The 15,852-nt window shown below is 51.8% G+C and carries 11 protein-coding genes; 8 read left to right on the top strand and 3 right to left on the bottom strand.

Annotated features, from left to right (window positions below; genetic code table 11):
* Positions 1 to 169: 169 nt before the first annotated feature.
* Entirely contained in the window at positions 170 to 805 is a 636-nt protein-coding gene (mtrR, locus tag J7445_RS00845; RefSeq protein WP_049228086.1) for a multidrug efflux system transcriptional repressor MtrR, read from the bottom strand.
* A 238-nt stretch (positions 806 to 1,043) separates the two neighbouring features.
* Between mtrR and J7445_RS00850 the strand changes: the two genes are divergently transcribed.
* From J7445_RS00850 to J7445_RS00860, 3 genes are read left to right on the top strand one after another with little or no spacing between them, the layout of a single operon-like run.
* Positions 1,044 to 2,321: an efflux RND transporter periplasmic adaptor subunit gene (locus tag J7445_RS00850; protein ID WP_209283089.1), complete on the top strand. Its 1,278-nt coding sequence runs from the start codon at positions 1,044 to 1,046 to the stop codon at positions 2,319 to 2,321.
* Between the two features lie 11 nt (positions 2,322 to 2,332).
* Positions 2,333 to 5,545: an efflux RND transporter permease subunit gene (locus tag J7445_RS00855; RefSeq protein ID WP_209283090.1), complete on the top strand. Its 3,213-nt coding sequence runs from the start codon at positions 2,333 to 2,335 to the stop codon at positions 5,543 to 5,545.
* Positions 5,546 to 5,601: 56 nt separating this feature from the next.
* Positions 5,602 to 7,020 carry an efflux transporter outer membrane subunit gene (locus J7445_RS00860; protein WP_107820281.1) on the top strand — a complete coding sequence of 473 codons (1,419 nt, stop codon included), beginning with the start codon at positions 5,602 to 5,604 and terminating at the stop codon, positions 7,018 to 7,020.
* Positions 7,021 to 7,303: 283 nt separating this feature from the next.
* Here the strand turns inward: J7445_RS00860 and J7445_RS00865 are convergent, their stop codons facing one another.
* On the bottom strand, positions 7,304 to 9,382 hold the full coding sequence (locus J7445_RS00865) for a LysM peptidoglycan-binding domain-containing protein (protein WP_070539082.1): 2,079 nt from the start codon (positions 9,380 to 9,382) through the stop codon (positions 7,304 to 7,306).
* Between the two features lie 194 nt (positions 9,383 to 9,576).
* On the opposite strand from J7445_RS00865, the gene bioA reads away from it, so the two are divergent.
* On the top strand, positions 9,577 to 10,869 hold the full coding sequence (gene bioA / locus J7445_RS00870) for an adenosylmethionine--8-amino-7-oxononanoate transaminase (protein ID WP_070655036.1): 1,293 nt from the start codon (positions 9,577 to 9,579) through the stop codon (positions 10,867 to 10,869).
* The gene (bioD, locus tag J7445_RS00875; protein ID WP_209283091.1) at positions 10,866 to 11,564 is read left to right on the top strand and encodes a dethiobiotin synthase; all 699 of its coding nucleotides are present in this window, start codon (positions 10,866 to 10,868) and stop codon (positions 11,562 to 11,564) included. The genes bioA and bioD overlap by 4 nt, the downstream gene beginning before the upstream one ends.
* Here bioD and J7445_RS00880 read toward each other — a convergent pair.
* A complete protein-coding gene (locus J7445_RS00880) occupies positions 11,545 to 12,510 on the bottom strand; it encodes an IS30 family transposase (protein WP_209282829.1) in 966 nt (321 codons plus the stop codon). The two genes, bioD and J7445_RS00880, sit on opposite strands and share 20 nt — an antisense overlap.
* Positions 12,511 to 12,797: 287 nt before the next feature.
* On the opposite strand from J7445_RS00880, the gene rho reads away from it, so the two are divergent.
* From rho to J7445_RS00895, 3 genes are all read left to right on the top strand, one after another.
* Positions 12,798 to 14,057, top strand: coding sequence for a transcription termination factor Rho (gene rho / locus J7445_RS00885; protein WP_003741568.1), 1,260 nt, complete (start codon positions 12,798 to 12,800; stop codon positions 14,055 to 14,057).
* Between the two features lie 97 nt (positions 14,058 to 14,154).
* Positions 14,155 to 14,553 (top strand): HIT family protein, encoded by a 399-nt coding sequence (locus tag J7445_RS00890; protein ID WP_060975492.1) that lies wholly within the window; start codon positions 14,155 to 14,157, stop codon positions 14,551 to 14,553.
* A 102-nt stretch (positions 14,554 to 14,655) separates the two neighbouring features.
* Positions 14,656 to 15,846, top strand: coding sequence for an LD-carboxypeptidase (locus J7445_RS00895; RefSeq protein ID WP_070655042.1), 1,191 nt, complete (start codon positions 14,656 to 14,658; stop codon positions 15,844 to 15,846).
* Positions 15,847 to 15,852 lie beyond the last annotated feature (6 nt).

Genomic DNA, 15,852 nt, shown 5'->3' on the forward strand with positions numbered 1-15,852 from the left:
GCTGGTGTGTGGGTATGGTGATTGTCATTGCTGCCATTTCGATGTAGATGAAAAATCATGATTGAGAAGCGGGAGTAACAGTTGCTAGACTAGAAATCTCAGCAAAAATAAAAGGTCGTCTGAAAACGTACAATATTTGTTTTCAGACGACCTTCTTGTATGCAGTTCGTTATTTTTGCTTACGCAGTTGCGGGTGGTTTTTCAGATTGTCCAAGAGGATGTCGATCACACGCGGTGCGGTTTGGGCGAGATCAAAATTTTTGCCGGACGAGAGCCAACGCCAAATCAGACCGTCCAGCGTCGATTTGATGAAGATGACCGCCATGTCGGTATCCAAATCTTCGGATAAGGCATGTTGGGCGATGGATTTGGTCAGAACTTCGGTAATTTTTTCGCGCCAAATGGATTGATGTTTATGCGCGATGTCGATGACCGCGGCGTTCTGATCGGTGTGTTCGCATTTTAAAAACAGGATGCTGTGGAATTTATAGTGGATGTCGTTGGTTTGCAGACGCGTGAAAAAGTGCATCAAGGTGCGGCGGAAAAGCGGCCACTCTTGTTCATTGCTATCAGCTGCGTCCTGATGCATACAGTTTTCGATGTCGTCGCAAATGCGTTGGAAGAGGGCGTCGAACAAGTCTTCTTTGTTTTTGAAATGCCAATACAAAGCGCCGCGCGTGACGCCGGCGGCTTGGGCGATTTCGTTGAGGGAAGTGCGCGCGATGCCTTTTTGGTGGAAGGTTTCCAGCGCGGCGAGCATTAAATGTTCTTTGGTTTTAAGAGCTTCGGTTTTGGTTTTCCGCATGATGCCTGTTTCAAGTTAAGTGGAATGTTGGGGATTATAAAAAATACTTTGTATCCATGCAAGCATGTATGTATAATGACGCCTGTAATTGAGATTGGCTCTCAAATATAAACTCTTTTTTTCAGACGACCTGCTTCAGATATTGAAGCAGGCGATTGTTGTTTTCGGAACCAAAAATCGGCTACAATAACAAAGCATATAGTGAAACTTCATAACAATTATCTAGATAGGAAAAATAATGACTTTTTATGCTTCTAAGGTGAAAAGCATGACGGCAATCGCTGCCGCTATTGCGCTGGCTCTTTCGGCGTGCGGTAAAGGTGGTGATACGGCGAAAGGCGAAGCGGGCGGAGCAGGGCAGCAGGCAGCGGCACAGCAGGCTCCCGCTCCTGTGGTCGGTGTCGTTACCGTCCATCCTGAAACTATCGCGTTGACGACCGAGCTGCCGGGACGTTTGGAGTCGCTGCGTACTGCGGATGTCCGCGCGCAAGTCGGCGGTATCATCCAAAAACGCCTGTTCCAAGAGGGCAGCTATGTCCGCGCCGGGCAGCCGCTTTACCAAATCGACAGCTCCACCTATGAAGCAAATCTGGAAAGCTCGCGCGCCCAATTGGCAAGCGCGCAGGCAACCCTTGCCAAAGCCAATGCCGACTTGGCGCGTTACAAACCGCTGGTTGCCGCCGATGCCATCAGTAAACAGGACTACGATGCGGCGGTAACGGCGAAACGTTCTGCCGAAGCAAGCGTCAAAGCGGCTCAGGCGGCGATTAAATCTGCCGGTATCAATCTGAACAGGGCGCGCATTACCGCGCCAATTTCAGGTTTTATCGGTCAGTCTAAAGTATCCGAAGGTACGCTGTTGAACGCGGGTGATACGACCGTTCTGGCAACCATCCGCCAAACCAATCCTATGTATGTGAACATCACTCAATCTGCGACCGAAGTGATGAAGCTGCGCCAACAGGTTGCCGAAGGCAAGCTGTCGGGCGTGGACGGCGCGATTGAAGTGGGCATCAAGTTCGACAACGGCGAAGTTTATCCGCACAAAGGCCGTTTGCTGTTCTCCGATCCGTCTGTTAACGAAACGACTGGACAAATCACGCTGCGCGCGTCAGTGCCGAACGACAAAAATATCCTGATGCCCGGTCTCTATGTGCGCGTCCTGATGGAGCAGGTTGCTGTTGCTAATGCCTTTGTCGTGCCGCAGCAGGCAGTAACGCGCGGTACGAAAGATACTGTAACGATTGTGAACGCCAAAGGCGAAATGGAGTCGCGCGAGGTAACAGTCGCCCGGCAGCAGGGAACCAATTGGGTTATTACTTCTGGTTTGAACGACGGCGACAAAGTCGTTGTGGACGGCACCAGCATTGCCGCCATGATGGGTGCGAAAAAGGTTACGCCTAAAGAATGGACGCCTGCCGGAAGTGCTGCAGAAGCCGCGCCCAAAGCTGCTTCTGAAGCGAAAAAAGACGTTCAGACGACCTCTGAAGCTAAAGCTGCATCTGAAGCCAAATAAGGAACGCATGAATGTCTAAGTTTTTTATTGACCGCCCCATTTTTGCATGGGTTATTGCGATTTTTATCATCGCAGCGGGTATTTTCGGCATTCAAAAACTGCCGATTTCCCAATATCCGTCCGTTGCTGCACCGACCATTACTTTGCGCGCTACTTATCCGGGCGCTTCTGCTCAGGTAATGGAAGACAGCGTACTGGCCGTTATCGAACGTAATATGTACGGTGTGGAAGGTTTGGACTATATGACGACTTCTGCCAATTCCAGCGGCAGCGGCAGCGTCAGTCTGACGTTTACACCGGAAACCAATGAAGATTTGGCGCAGGTAGACGTGCAGAACAAATTGTCGGAAGTGTTGTCCACATTGCCGTCTACCGTACAGCAATATGGTGTAACCGTATCTAAAGCGCGTTCCAACTTCTTGCAAGTGGTCATGCTTTCTTCTGAAAAGCAATCCATTGAGGAAATGAACGATTACGCCCAGCGCAATATCATTCCTGAACTGCAGCGTATCGACGGGGTAGGGCAGGTACAATTGTTTGGTGCGCAACGCGCCATGCGTATTTGGGTTGACCCGAAAAAACTGCAAAACTACAACCTGTCTTTTGCAACGGTAACCAACGCACTGGCTACTCAAAATATCCAAATTTCTGCAGGCTCTATCGGCTCTTTGCCGGCGGCTGCAGGTCAGACCATTTCAGCAACTGTGACGGCTCAAGGTCAGCTGAGCACTGCTGAAGAGTTTGGCAACATCATTTTGGTATCCAATACCGATGGTTCTAATGTCTATCTGAAAGACGTTGCCAAAGTCAGCTTGGGTATGCAGGACTATTCTACTTCCACACGTTTGAACGGCGTGAATGCCACCGGTATGGCAGTGATGCTGTCCAACAGCGGTAACGCTTTGGCAACGGCGACTGCCGTGAAAGAAAAAATGGCAGTTTTGCAGAAGTATTTTCCAGACGGCATGAGCTGGAAAGTTCCTTACGATACTTCCAAATTTGTGGAAATTTCGATTGAGAAAGTGATCCATACGCTTTTGGAAGCCATCGTATTGGTATTCTTAGTGATGTATCTCTTCCTGCAAAACATCCGCTATACGCTGATTCCGACCATTGTTGTACCGATTTCCCTGTTGGGCGGTTTTGCCTTTATCTCATACATGGGTATGTCGATTAACGTATTGACCATGTTTGCGATGGTATTGGTGATCGGTATTGTGGTCGATGACGCGATTGTGGTCGTTGAAAACGTTGAGCGTATTATGGCGAGTGAAGGTCTGTCGCCTAAGGCTGCAACCAAAAAAGCGATGGGTCGGATTTCCGGCGCGGTGATTGGTATTACTGCCGTGTTGATGTCCGTATTTGTTCCGCTGGCAATGTTTAGCGGTGCAACAGGTAACATTTACAAACAGTTTGCCTTGACCATGGCGGCATCGATTGCATTCTCCGCATTCCTTGCCTTGACGCTGACTCCGGCATTATGTGCCACCATGCTCAAACCGATTCAGAAGGGTCATCACGAAGAGAAAAAAGGTTTCTTCGGTTGGTTTAACAAAAAATTCGACAGCTGGACACACGGCTACGAAGGCTGGGTTGCCAAAGTCTTGCGCAAGACTTTGCGCATGATGGTTGTCTATATTGGTTTGACTGTTGTGGGCGTATTCCTGTTTATGCGTCTGCCGACTTCCTTCTTGCCGACTGAAGACCAAGGTAACTTGATGTTGAGCGTACAGCTGCCTGCCGGCGCGACCAAAGAGCGTACCGATGCAACTTTGGCTCAAATCACTCAGCTGGCAAAATCTATACCTGAGATTGAGAACATCATTACCGTTTCCGGCTTCAGTTTTTCAGGTTCCGGTCAAAACATGGCTTTGGGCTTTGTCATTCTGAAAGACTGGAGCGAACGTACTGCCCCGGGCAGCGATGCGACTTCTATTTCCGGTAAGTTGACCGGCATGATGATGGCTACGCTGAAAGACGGTTTCGGTTTGGCGATTGTGCCTCCAGCCATTATGGAATTGGGTACAGGCTCCGGCTTGACGATTTACCTGCAAGACCGTAACAACAGCGGCCATGCTGCATTGTTGGCCAAGCGCAATGAGTTGATTGACAAAATGCGCAAAAGCGGTTTGTTTAACCCAAGTACCGTTCGTGCGAGCGGTTTGGAAGATGCGCCTCAGTTGAAAATCGACATCAACCGCTCTGCAGCAGCCGCACAAGGTATTTCGTTCTCTGATATCCGTACTGCTTTGGCTTCTTCTTTGGGTTCGTCTTATGTCAACGACTTCCCAAATCAAGGACGTCTGCAACGCGTGATGGTACAAGCTGATGCGAGTGCCCGTATGCAGCCTGCCGATATTCTGAACCTGACCGTGCCGAACAAATCCGGCGTTGCTGTACCGCTTTCTACCATTGCTACTGTTTCTTGGGAAAACGGTATGGAACAAAGCGTCCGCTTCAATGGTTATCCGGCAATGGAGCTTTCCGGCTCGCCTGTTAATGGCGTATCTTCCGGTCAGGCCATGACTGCGGTACAGCAAATGGTTGATGACATGGGCGGCGGTTACAGTCTGGAATGGGGAGGCCAGTCTCGTGAAGAGGCTAAAGGCGGCTCGCAAACTGTCGTATTGTACGCATTGGCCGCTGCCGCTGTATTCTTGGTATTGGCTGCTTTGTACGAAAGCTGGTCTATCCCGTTGGCGGTTATCCTTGTGATTCCGTTGGGCTTGATTGGCGCGGCATTGGGTGTGACTGGCCGTAACATGTTTGAAGCATTACTGGGCAGTATTCCGGCATACGCCAACGATATCTACTTCCAAGTCGGTTTCGTTACGGTGATGGGTTTGAGTGCGAAAAACGCGATTTTGATTATCGAGTTTGCCAAAGACCTGCAAGCGCAAGGCAAGAGCGCGCTTGAAGCTGCGCTTGCCGCCGCACACTTGCGTTTCCGTCCGATTATCATGACTTCGTTTGCCTTCATCTTGGGCGTGGTACCGCTTTATGTTGCCAGCGGTGCCAGCTCCGCCAGCCAACGTGCGATTGGTACGACCGTGGTCTGGGGTATGTTGATCGGTACGATTCTGTCTGTGTTCCTTGTGCCTTTGTTCTATGTGGTTGTGCGCAAATTCTTTAAAGAAACCGCACACGAGCATGAGATGGCCGCCAAACACGCCGCTGAAGCCGGCATGATTGAAGACGGTAAACAAGATTCAGACAAGCACTAAAGCAAAGGCCGTCTGAAAAATTTTCAGACGGCCTCAAAATGCTAAAGGATTCTAAAATGAAGAAGATTACATTCAAACCTGTACTGACCGCCGTTGCCGCCGCCGTGGCTTTGTCGGCCTGTACCATGATGCCGAAATATGAGCAGCCTCAAGTTGCCGTGGCCGATACGTTTAAATACGACACTGTTGACGACGGTATCCGTGCAGCCGAATTGGGTTGGCAAGATTACTTTGCCGATCCTCGCCTTCACCGCCTGATCGACATCGCATTGGAACGCAATACCGATTTGCGTACAGCCGCGCTGAATGCGGAAATCTACCGCAAGCAATACATGATTGCGCGTAATAATTTGTTGCCAACCGTCAATGCCAGCGGTACAGGTTCGCGTCAAGGCAGTTTGAGTGGCGGCAGCGTTAGCAGCCAATACAGCGTGGGTTTGGGCGCAGCCTCTTATGAGCTTGACCTCTTCGGCCGTGTCCGCAGCACCAGCGAAGCCGCGTTGCAAGGTTATTTTAATGTGGCCGCAAACCGCGATGCCGCCCATCTGACCCTGATTTCTACCGTTGCCAAAGCCTACTTTAACGAACGCTACGCGGAAGAAACCATGGCATTGGCACAACGCGTATTACAAACCCGTGAAGCGACTTACAAGCTCTCGCAATTACGCCATAAGGCCGGCGTGATTTCCGCCGTTGATTTGCACCAACAGGAAGCGCTGATTGAATCGGCCAAAGCCGATTACGCATCTGCGGTAAAAAACCGCGAGCAAGCGCGAAATTCCTTGGCTATGTTGATTAATCAACCTTTGCCTGAAGACTTGCCTGCCGGTTTGCCTTTGAACAAACAGTTCAAAATGACCAAACTGCCTGCCGGTTTGAGTTCGGACCTGTTGCTCAACCGTCCGGATATCCGTGCGGCCGAACACGCGCTCAAACAAGCCAATGCCAATATCGGTGCGGCACGTGCGGCGTTTTTCCCGCGCATCAGCCTGACCGGTTCTGTCGGTACCGCTTCCGGCGAGTTGAGCGGCCTGTTTAAGAGCGGCACGGGTATTTGGGCTTTTGCACCATCCATCACTCTGCCTATCTTTGATTGGGGCACAAACAAAGCCAATCTTGACGTAGCCAAACTGCGCCAACAGGCACAAATCGTTGCTTATGAAGCCGCTGTTCAATCCGCATTCAAAGACGTTTCCAATGCGTTGGTTGCACGCGAACAGCTGGATAAAAGCTATGCCGCTTTGAGCAAACAAAGCCGTGCCTACAACGACAGCCTGCGCCTCATCAGCCTGCGCTACAAACATGGCGTATCCAGTGCATTGGATTTGCTGGATGCCGAGCGCAGCAGTTACGGCGCAGAAACTGCTCTTTTGGCTAATCAGCTGACCCGTTTGGAAAACCTTGCCGACTTGTATAAAGCACTTGGCGGCGGTTTGAAACGCGAAACCGTTAGCCAACCTGCCGCGCAGCAGTAAGACTGTTCGAAATAAGCGGCATTAAAAACGTCGTCTGAAAACCGGATATCCAGTTTTCAGACGACGTTTTTATATTTTGGCATGGATACAATATGGATGGACTGGGCTAGCAGGCAGGTATCTAGGAGTTTGAGCTTACGGCAATTTTTAAGTATGACTGACAATCTGAGGTCAGGATTCCTGTTTGTGCAGAATAAATATGATTAGGTATTTCCTATTACGATTCACGATATAAAAAGGTCGTCTGAAAACTTCAGACGACCTTTGCTGTTTGATTATACGGTTAGCTGCCCATCAATTTTAAACGCTGACCCGGAGTAACGGTTCGGGTATTTTTATTCCAGCGGCGGATATCGTTGACATCTACGTTAAAGCGGTTGGCAATCGTATTGAGTGTATCGCCTCTACGGACTGTATAAGAAACATTTTGAATGTTGTTTTTACGGGTTTTGACCGGAGCCGCGCTAACGCGTAACAGCTGACCCTTGCGGATGTTGCTGCCTTTGATATTGTTGGCCACAATCAAATCGGCAACGCTTAAGTTGTAGCGTTTAGAGATATTGAACAAAGTATCTCCATCAGTCACGCGGTGCATACCTGCCATAGTTGTCGGCTGTGCAGATGATTGATTATTTGCTCTTGCCAGTCGTGCTTCAGTACGGCTTTGATGCTTGGCAATATTTTCGGCAATGCGTTCGCTGCGTGCTTTGGCTGCATCAACTTCTTGATGAAGCGTATCGATATTTTGAGCAACAGTGGTTTGATCCTCTTCTGCTTTTTGCAGACGTGAATCAGCATTGGCAAGCAATGCCATCATTTGGTCAGGTTCTTCGACTGTCGAAGGAGTGGAAGGGGCAGCTGATTTTGCGGATGCCACGACCTGCGGCTCTGTTAAGGTGAAGGCAGGTTGTGCAAGCTCGGCTGCCGCAATGACAGTTGTGTCCGCAGCAGTTTTTGCTTCCGTGGATTGTACGGTTTGAACGCGTTCTACACGGGGTTGGGCGGTTGTAACGGTATCGACGGTAATAGGGGTAGTTGCAGCTTTGGTATTAGCAACAAAATCAAAGCTTGCTGGAGCTTGTTCTTGTGCAATCGTATTGGCAGGGATGACGACTGTTTTGACTGTATCGGTCTTGAGTTTTGCCGTTTGAATCGGAGCCATTGTCGGCATATTCGAACGGTAGGTATCCGGAGTATTGTCAGTATCAATGAAATTAATCATATCCTGTTTGGTCGCAGTATTATTTTGCGCAACCAAAATAGTACGTCCTTCAGACAGCGAATTGCCGTTTAAGCCGTTCAGGCGTTTGATTTCGGCAACGCTCATCCCGGCTTCTGTCGCAATCTTGTTCAGATTGGTATTGCGGGCCGATGTATAGGCATTGAAAGAGAGCAGTGTCTCGGGGTTTGCATTGCGGTAATTTTTTTCGAATGCGGATACGGCGGAAACGGGTAGCAATAATTTGCGGTTGTTTTTCGGGATGAAGACAGGTGCGTTGAAGGCAGGGTTCAATGTTAGCAGCTCGCTCTCGCTGATATTGGCAAGGCGGGCGATGGTGCTGTTGTCGATGGGTTTGTCAATACTGACTGTTTGGAAATAAGGCTGATTAGTGATTTCGCTGATATTCATGCCGAAAGTCTGGGGGCTGGCGACGATATTGCGGACAGCCAGCAATTTTGGAACGTAGTTGCGTGTTTCGTTCGGCATGCGCAGGTTTTCGTAAGTCGGCTCCAAGCCTTGTGCGCGGGCACGGTTGACGGCGCGGCCTACATTGCCTTCGCCCCAGTTGTATGCAGCCAATGCCAAAGACCAGTCGTTAAACAGCCCGTGCAGATATTGCAGGTAGTTCAGCGCGGCGTCGGTCGCGGCATATACGTCGTGGCGGCCGTCATACAAAGGTGTTTTTTCCAAGCCGAAATGACGGCCGGTTGCCGGCATGAACTGCCACAGGCCGGATGCGCCGACGTGGGATTTGGCTTTGGTGACGAATGCGCTTTCAATGAAGGGAAGAAGCGCGATCTCAGCGGGCATATTGCGTTTTTTAACTTCGGTTGCAATATGGTACATATAAGGTTTGCTACGCGTGATGGTGCGGTCGAAATAGGCACCGTTTGCGGCGAATTTGCTTTCGTGGCGGCGGACCAGCTCGGAATTGACTTCGCCCATGCGGAAGTCTTTTTTCAACGAGGCCCACAGGCTACCGGAACCGAAAGTCTTGGCTTTGGCTTGGTCGAGAAGGGCAGAATTGAGCCGCATCATTGCCATACCTGTTTGGTTGGGAGTGGCGTTTTGTGCGGCGGCCGCGCCGGAAACGGCGGATAAACCGGACAGCGTCAGGGCGATGGTTTTCAGTTTTGCCATAGTAGTCAATTATCAATATATATTATTCAGTCTCCGCGATGTTACTGTCTGATTCATGTGAACGTCAAGGATATGAGGGTAATTTACATATGACTGGAGCTTAATGATAAAATTTGTCGCGAAAATACGGCGGTTTGCGTATATATGCCGTTAAAATCAGATTAAGCAAAAGAACATGCTATAAAGAACATCCTATGATTTCCAAAAATTCCTCCCTGCTCGATTTCGACCGCGCCCACTTGCTTCATCCCTATACGTCCATGACCGCCCCGTTGCCTGTGTATCCGGTGCGCCGTGCGGAGGGCGTGCATATCGAATTGGCGGACGGTACGCGGTTGATTGACGGGATGTCGTCTTGGTGGTGTGCGATACACGGCTACAATCATCCCGTTTTGAATCAGGCGGTTGAGGCGCAGATTAAACAGATGTCGCATATGATGTTCGGCGGTTTGACACACGAGCCAGCGGTGGAGCTGGGCAAATTATTGGTCGGGATTTTGCCGCAGGGGCTGGATCGTATTTTTTATGCGGATTCGGGTTCGGTTTCGGTGGAAGTCGCGTTGAAGATGGCGGTGCAATACCAGCAGGCGAGGGGTTTGACGGCGAAGCAGAATATCGCGACGGTGCGGCGCGGTTATCACGGCGATACGTGGAACGCGATGTCCGTCTGCGATCCGGAAACGGGGATGCACCATATTTTCGGCAGCGCGTTGCCGCAGCGTTATTTTGTCGATAATCCGAAAAGCCGTTTCGATGATGAATGGGACGAGGCGGATTTGCAGCCTGTCCGCGCCTTGTTTGAAGCGCATCATGCGGATATCGCCGCCTTTATTTTGGAACCGGTCGTACAGGGCGCGGGCGGCATGTATTTTTATCATCCGCAGTATCTTCGCGGTTTGCGCGATTTGTGCGATGAATTTGATATCGTGTTGATTTTTGACGAAATTGCCACCGGATTCGGGCGCACGGGCAAGATGTTTGCCTGCGAACACGCGGACGTCGTGCCGGATATTATGTGTATCGGCAAGGGCTTGAGCGGCGGTTATATGACGCTGGCAGCGGCAATCACTTCGCAAAAAGTCACCGAAACGATTTCGCGCGGCGAAGCGGGCGTGTTTATGCACGGCCCGACATTTATGGCGAACCCGCTGGCGTGTGCCGTTGCCTGCGCTTCGGTCAAGCTGCTTTTGTCTCAAGACTGGCAGGCAAATATCCGCCGCATCGAAAGCATCCTGATAGGTCGTCTGAAAACCGCATGGGACATTCGCGGCGTGAAAGACGTGCGCGTTTTGGGTGCCATCGGCGTGATCGAGTTGGAAAAAGGCGTGGATATGGCGCGTTTTCAAGCGGACTGCGTGGCGCAGGGCATTTGGGTGCGCCCGTTCGGCAGGCTGGTGTATCTCATGCCGCCTTACATTATTTCAGACGACCTCTTGACCGAACTTGCCGACAAAACCGTGCAAATCTTGAAGGAACACAGAAAATGAAAGGCGTTTACTTCGTCAGCGGTATAGACACGGACATCGGCAAAACCGTCGCCACCGGCGTATTGGCAAAACAATTGTTGCAGCAGGGTAAAAGCGTGATCACGCAAAAGCCTGTGCAAACCGGTTGCCAAAACATCGCCGACGACATCGCCGTCCACCGCAAAATCATGGGCATACCCATGCAGGAAGCCGACAAGCAAAAGCTGACCATGCCCGAAATCTTCAGCTATCCCGCTTCGCCGCACCTCGCCGCCCGTCTGGACGGCAGGACTTTGGACTTGGACAAAATCCGCACCGCCACGCAGCAACTGGCGGCGCAATACGAAATCGTATTGGTCGAAGGTGCGGGCGGATTGATGGTTCCGCTGACGGAAAATCTGTTAACCATTGATTATATTCAGCAACAAGATTATCCCGTCATCCTCGTCACCAGCGGGCGGCTCGGCAGCATCAACCACACCCTGCTCAGTTTCGCCGCACTCAAACAATACGGTATCAGCCTGCACAGCCTGATTTTCAACCACATCCACGACAGCCGCGACGACCACATCGCCCAAGACAGCTTGGCGTATCTGAAGGGTCGTCTGAAAACAGATTTTCCTGATGCGGAGTGGATGGAGTTGGACAAAACGGAGACGGACGAAAGGTCCTTGGATTCGGATTTCAAGTGCAACACTAGTGTATCAGTGGTTTGAACAGATTCAAGAATAAAACACTTGGCGTTTCGTAGCCAAGTGTTTTTCTTGGCCGGTGGTTCAACTCATCTTGAACCCTGCGTATCTCCCGATCGCTGATGTTTCGGAAATCGGTTTGCTTGGGGAAATATTGTCGGATGAGTCCGTTGGTGTTCTCATTCAGCCCTTTCTCCCAAGAATGGTAGGGGCGGCAAAAATAAGTCTCCGCTTTCAATGCTTTGGCTATTTTGGTGTGTTGGTAAAATTCTTTACCGTTGTCCATGGTGATGGTGTGGACTCTGGCTTTATGTGCCCTTAATACCCTAATGGCTGCCAGAGCAGTGTCTTCGGCTTTGAGGCTGTCCAATTTGCAGATGATGGTGTAGCGGGTAACGCGTTCGACCAAGGTCAGTAATGCGCTTTTCTGTCCTTTGCCGACGATGGTGTCGGCTTCCCAATCGCCGATGCGGGCTTTCTGGTCGACGATGGCGGGTCGGTTTTCTATGCCGACGCGGTTGGGCACTTTGCCTCTGGTCCATGTGCTGCCGTAGCGTTTGCGGTAGGGTTTGCTGCATATTCTGAGGTGTTGCCACAAGGTGCCGCCGTTGCTTTTGTCTTGGCGGAGGTAGCGGTAAATGGTGCTGTGGTGGAGTGTTATCCCGTGATGTTTGCGCAGGTAGGCGCATACTTGTTCGGGACTGAGTTTGCGGCGGATAAGGGTGTCGATGTGTTGAATCAGCTGCGAATCAAGCTTATAGGGCTTTCGCTTACGCTGTTTGATAGTCCGGCTCTGCTTCTGTGCTTTTTCGGCACTGTATTGCTGCCCTTGGGTGCGGTGCCGTCTGATTTCGCGGCTGATGGTGCTTTTGTGGCGGTTAAGCTGTTTGGCGATTTCTGTGACGGTGCAGTGGCGGGACAGGTATTGGATATGGTATCGTTCGTCTTGGGTCAGTTGTGTGTAGCTCATGGCAATCTTTCTTGCAGGAAAGGCCGTATGCTACCGCATACTGGCCTTTTTCTGTTAGGGAAAGTTGCACTTCAAATGCGAATCCGCCGACTTTTTCAATTCGATGTTGCCAGCCATGCAACAAAACCTATGCCATACAAACCTTGCCCCGCCTAAATTTGACACCAGCCCTCCGACTGCCTACAATTCAGGTTTCTCAAAAATCAACGTACATTCCGTACACCATTCTTTTCAGACGACCTCCGTCTTCCGAATCCCATTCTTTTCCAATACAACTGTCAAAAATCATGCACGTTTCAGAACTACAAACCCTACACATTTCCAAGCTCTTGGAAATGGCAGAAGAACACGGCATTGAAAACGCCAACCGTTTCCGCAAACAAGACCTCGTATTCGCCATCGTCCGCCAAATGATGAAGCAGGGTGAAAGCTTTACCTGCTCAGGCACGCTCGAAATCCTACCCGACGGCTTCGGCTTTTTACGCAGCGCAGACACTTCCTATCTTGCCGGTCCCGACGACATTTACGTTTCTCCCACGCAAATCCGCCGCTTCAACCTGCATACGGGCGACACCATCGAAGGCAGCGTGCGCGTTCCCAAAGACAACGAACGCTATTTCGCCCTCGTCCGCCTCGACAGCATCAACGGCGATCATCCCGAAGTCTGCAAACACAAAATCCTCTTCGAAAATCTTACCCCGCTTTTCCCTACCAAACAGTTCAAACTCGAGCGCGACATCAAAGCCGAAGAAAACCTTACCGGCCGCGCCATTGATCTGGTCTCCCCCATTGGTCGCGGACAGCGCGCCCTTTTGGTTGCACCGCCGAAAACCGGTAAGACCGTGATGCTGCAAAACATCGCCCACGCGATTACCGCCAACTATCCCGATGTCGAACTCATCGTTCTCTTAATTGACGAGCGCCCTGAAGAAGTTACGGAAATGAGCCGATCCGTGCGCGGCGAAGTCGTGTCTTCTACCTTCGACGAACCGGCGCAGCGCCATGTTCAAGTGGCCGAAATGGTGATTGAAAAAGCCAAGCGTATGGTGGAACACAAAAAAGACGTGGTCATCCTGCTTGACTCGATTACCCGCCTCGCCCGCGCCTATAACACCGTCGTGCCGACCTCCGGCAAAATCCTGACCGGCGGCGTAGATGCCAATGCCCTCCACCGCCCCAAACGCTTCTTCGGCGCAGCGCGCAATGTAGAAGAAGGCGGCTCGCTCACCATTATTGCGACTGCTTTGGTAGAAACCGGCAGTCGCATGGATGATGTGATTTATGAAGAATTTAAAGGCACAGGCAATATGGAGCTGCACCTCGACCGCCGCATGGCGGAAAAACGCCTGTTCCCCGCCATCAACATCAACAAATCCGGTACACGCCGCGAAGAGCTGCTGGTGCCTAACGATCAGTTGCAGCGTATGTGGCTCTTGCGCAAATTCCTGCATCCGATGGACGAGATTGAAGCGACCGAATTTTTGGTGGGCAAACTCAAAGATTCCAAAAACAACGACGATTTCTTCGAGCTGATGCGCGGAAAATAAAATCATCGAAGGTCGTCTGAAAACGATGGATTAAGTTTTCAGACGACCTTTCTCATTTCCGACAACCTGTCCCCTCATATCCAAACGAGAAAACCCCATGACCTGCCCCATCTGCACTGCCGACAACGAAGACATTTTGCTGCAAACCCCAAACCTGCGCGTTATCGCCGTCCACAACGAAGCCTCAGCCCCGGCATTCTGCCGCGTCATCTGGAACGACCACATCGCCGAGATGACCGACCTTTCAGCCGCCGAACGTGCCGAAATCATGGAAATGGTGTATAAAGTCGAAGCCGCCATGCGCCAAGTGTTCCGTCCCGCCAAAATCAACCTTGCCAGCCTGGGCAACGTCGTCCCCCATCTGCATTGGCACGTCATCGCCCGCTTCGAAAACGATGCCAACTTTCCCGCCCCGATTTGGGCAGCCCCCGTCCGCGAACACGGCATGACCCTGCCGGACCACTGGACGGAACAAGTCAAAGCCCTGCTGGCGTAACGTTCAGACGACCTCAATAGGCGTATCGGATACCGCATATCAACCGATTTTCAGACGACCCCTGCCGAAAAGGTCGTCTGAAACCCAAGCAAAGGAAACCATATGACCTGGCAAACCTCCCGCCGCCATTTCCTCCGCGCCTGCTCCGCCGCAGCCGGAGCCGGACTGGTGCAAGCCTGCGGCACCGGCACGACCGTTACCCCGTCCACTCAAACCGGCAACACAGCGAAAGCCCAACCCGTGCAGCCCAAAACCAGCCATCCCCCACGCTCCGGCGACAACCTCCTCCGCGTCGTCGCCCCTTCCGGCTTTGCCGAAGACCCCAACCGCGTCAACGCAGGCTTGACCCGCCTCTATAACGCAGGTTTTACTGTGACCAACCAACAAGCAGGCAGCCGACGCTATCAACGCTTCGCTGGCTCCGACGCCCAACGTGCCGCCGACTTCCAAGAGGTCGCCACCGGCCGCGTTGAAACACCCAAAGTCCTCATGGGCTTGCGCGGCGGCTACGGCGCGGCACGCATCCTGCCGCAAATCGACTTCGCTTCACTCGGCGCCAGAATGCGCGAACGCGGCACCTTGTTCTTCGGCTTCAGCGACGTTTGCGCCGTCCAACTCGCCCTGCTCGCCAAAGGCAATATGGCAAGCTTCGCCGGCCCTATGGTTTACAGCGAATTCGGCAAACCCGAACCCAGTGTCTTCACCATGGATTCGTTCATCCGCGGCACCACCAACAACGTCAACATTATCGACGTTCCCGCCATCCAACGCGCCAACGTCAACGTCGAAGGTACCTTATGGGGCGGCAACCTCAGCGTTCTCGCCTCCCTCGCAGGCTCGCCCTATATGCCCGACATCCAAGGCGGCATCCTGTTCGTCGAAGACGTCAGCGAACAACCCTACCGCATCGAACGCATGTTGAACACGCTTTATCTTGCAGGCATCCTGCAAAAACAACGCGCCATCATCTTCGGCGACTTCCGCATGGGCACCATCCGCGATGTGTACGACTCAAGCTACGACTTCTCCGCCGTCGTCAACCACGTCTCACGCACCGCCAAAGTCCCCGTCCTGACAGGTTTCCCCTTCGGACACATCACCAATAAGAGCACCTTCCCCTTGGGTGCACATGCCAAAATCCACAGTACAGCCAACGGCGGCTACACCGTAACCTTCAGCGGCTACCCTACCCTGAACCCCGCCGCCCTAACCCTCAACAACCTGCTGCCCCCGCCCATGCCTACCTTTGACAGCTCTACTTACAGCCCCATAGTCGAAGAAATTACCGAATAAACAAGA

Source organism: Neisseria sicca (assembly GCF_017753665.1).
In the GTDB taxonomy this organism is placed as follows: Bacteria; Pseudomonadota; Gammaproteobacteria; order Burkholderiales; family Neisseriaceae; genus Neisseria; species Neisseria flava.

Bases quoted from the DNA above. Each gene is read 5' to 3' on its own strand.
- mtrR (WP_049228086.1), bottom strand. From the start codon at position 805: ATGCGGAAAACCAAAACCGAAGCTCTTAAAACCAAAGAACATTTAATG.
- J7445_RS00850 (WP_209283089.1), top strand. From the start codon at position 1,044: ATGACTTTTTATGCTTCTAAGGTGAAAAGCATGACGGCAATCGCTGCC.
- J7445_RS00855 (WP_209283090.1), top strand. From the start codon at position 2,333: ATGTCTAAGTTTTTTATTGACCGCCCCATTTTTGCATGGGTTATTGCG.
- J7445_RS00860 (WP_107820281.1), top strand. From the start codon at position 5,602: ATGAAGAAGATTACATTCAAACCTGTACTGACCGCCGTTGCCGCCGCC.
- J7445_RS00865 (WP_070539082.1), bottom strand. From the start codon at position 9,382: ATGGCAAAACTGAAAACCATCGCCCTGACGCTGTCCGGTTTATCCGCC.
- bioA (WP_070655036.1), top strand. From the start codon at position 9,577: ATGATTTCCAAAAATTCCTCCCTGCTCGATTTCGACCGCGCCCACTTG.
- bioD (WP_209283091.1), top strand. From the start codon at position 10,866: ATGAAAGGCGTTTACTTCGTCAGCGGTATAGACACGGACATCGGCAAA.
- J7445_RS00880 (WP_209282829.1), bottom strand. From the start codon at position 12,510: ATGAGCTACACACAACTGACCCAAGACGAACGATACCATATCCAATAC.
- rho (WP_003741568.1), top strand. From the start codon at position 12,798: ATGCACGTTTCAGAACTACAAACCCTACACATTTCCAAGCTCTTGGAA.
- J7445_RS00890 (WP_060975492.1), top strand. From the start codon at position 14,155: ATGACCTGCCCCATCTGCACTGCCGACAACGAAGACATTTTGCTGCAA.
- J7445_RS00895 (WP_070655042.1), top strand. From the start codon at position 14,656: ATGACCTGGCAAACCTCCCGCCGCCATTTCCTCCGCGCCTGCTCCGCC.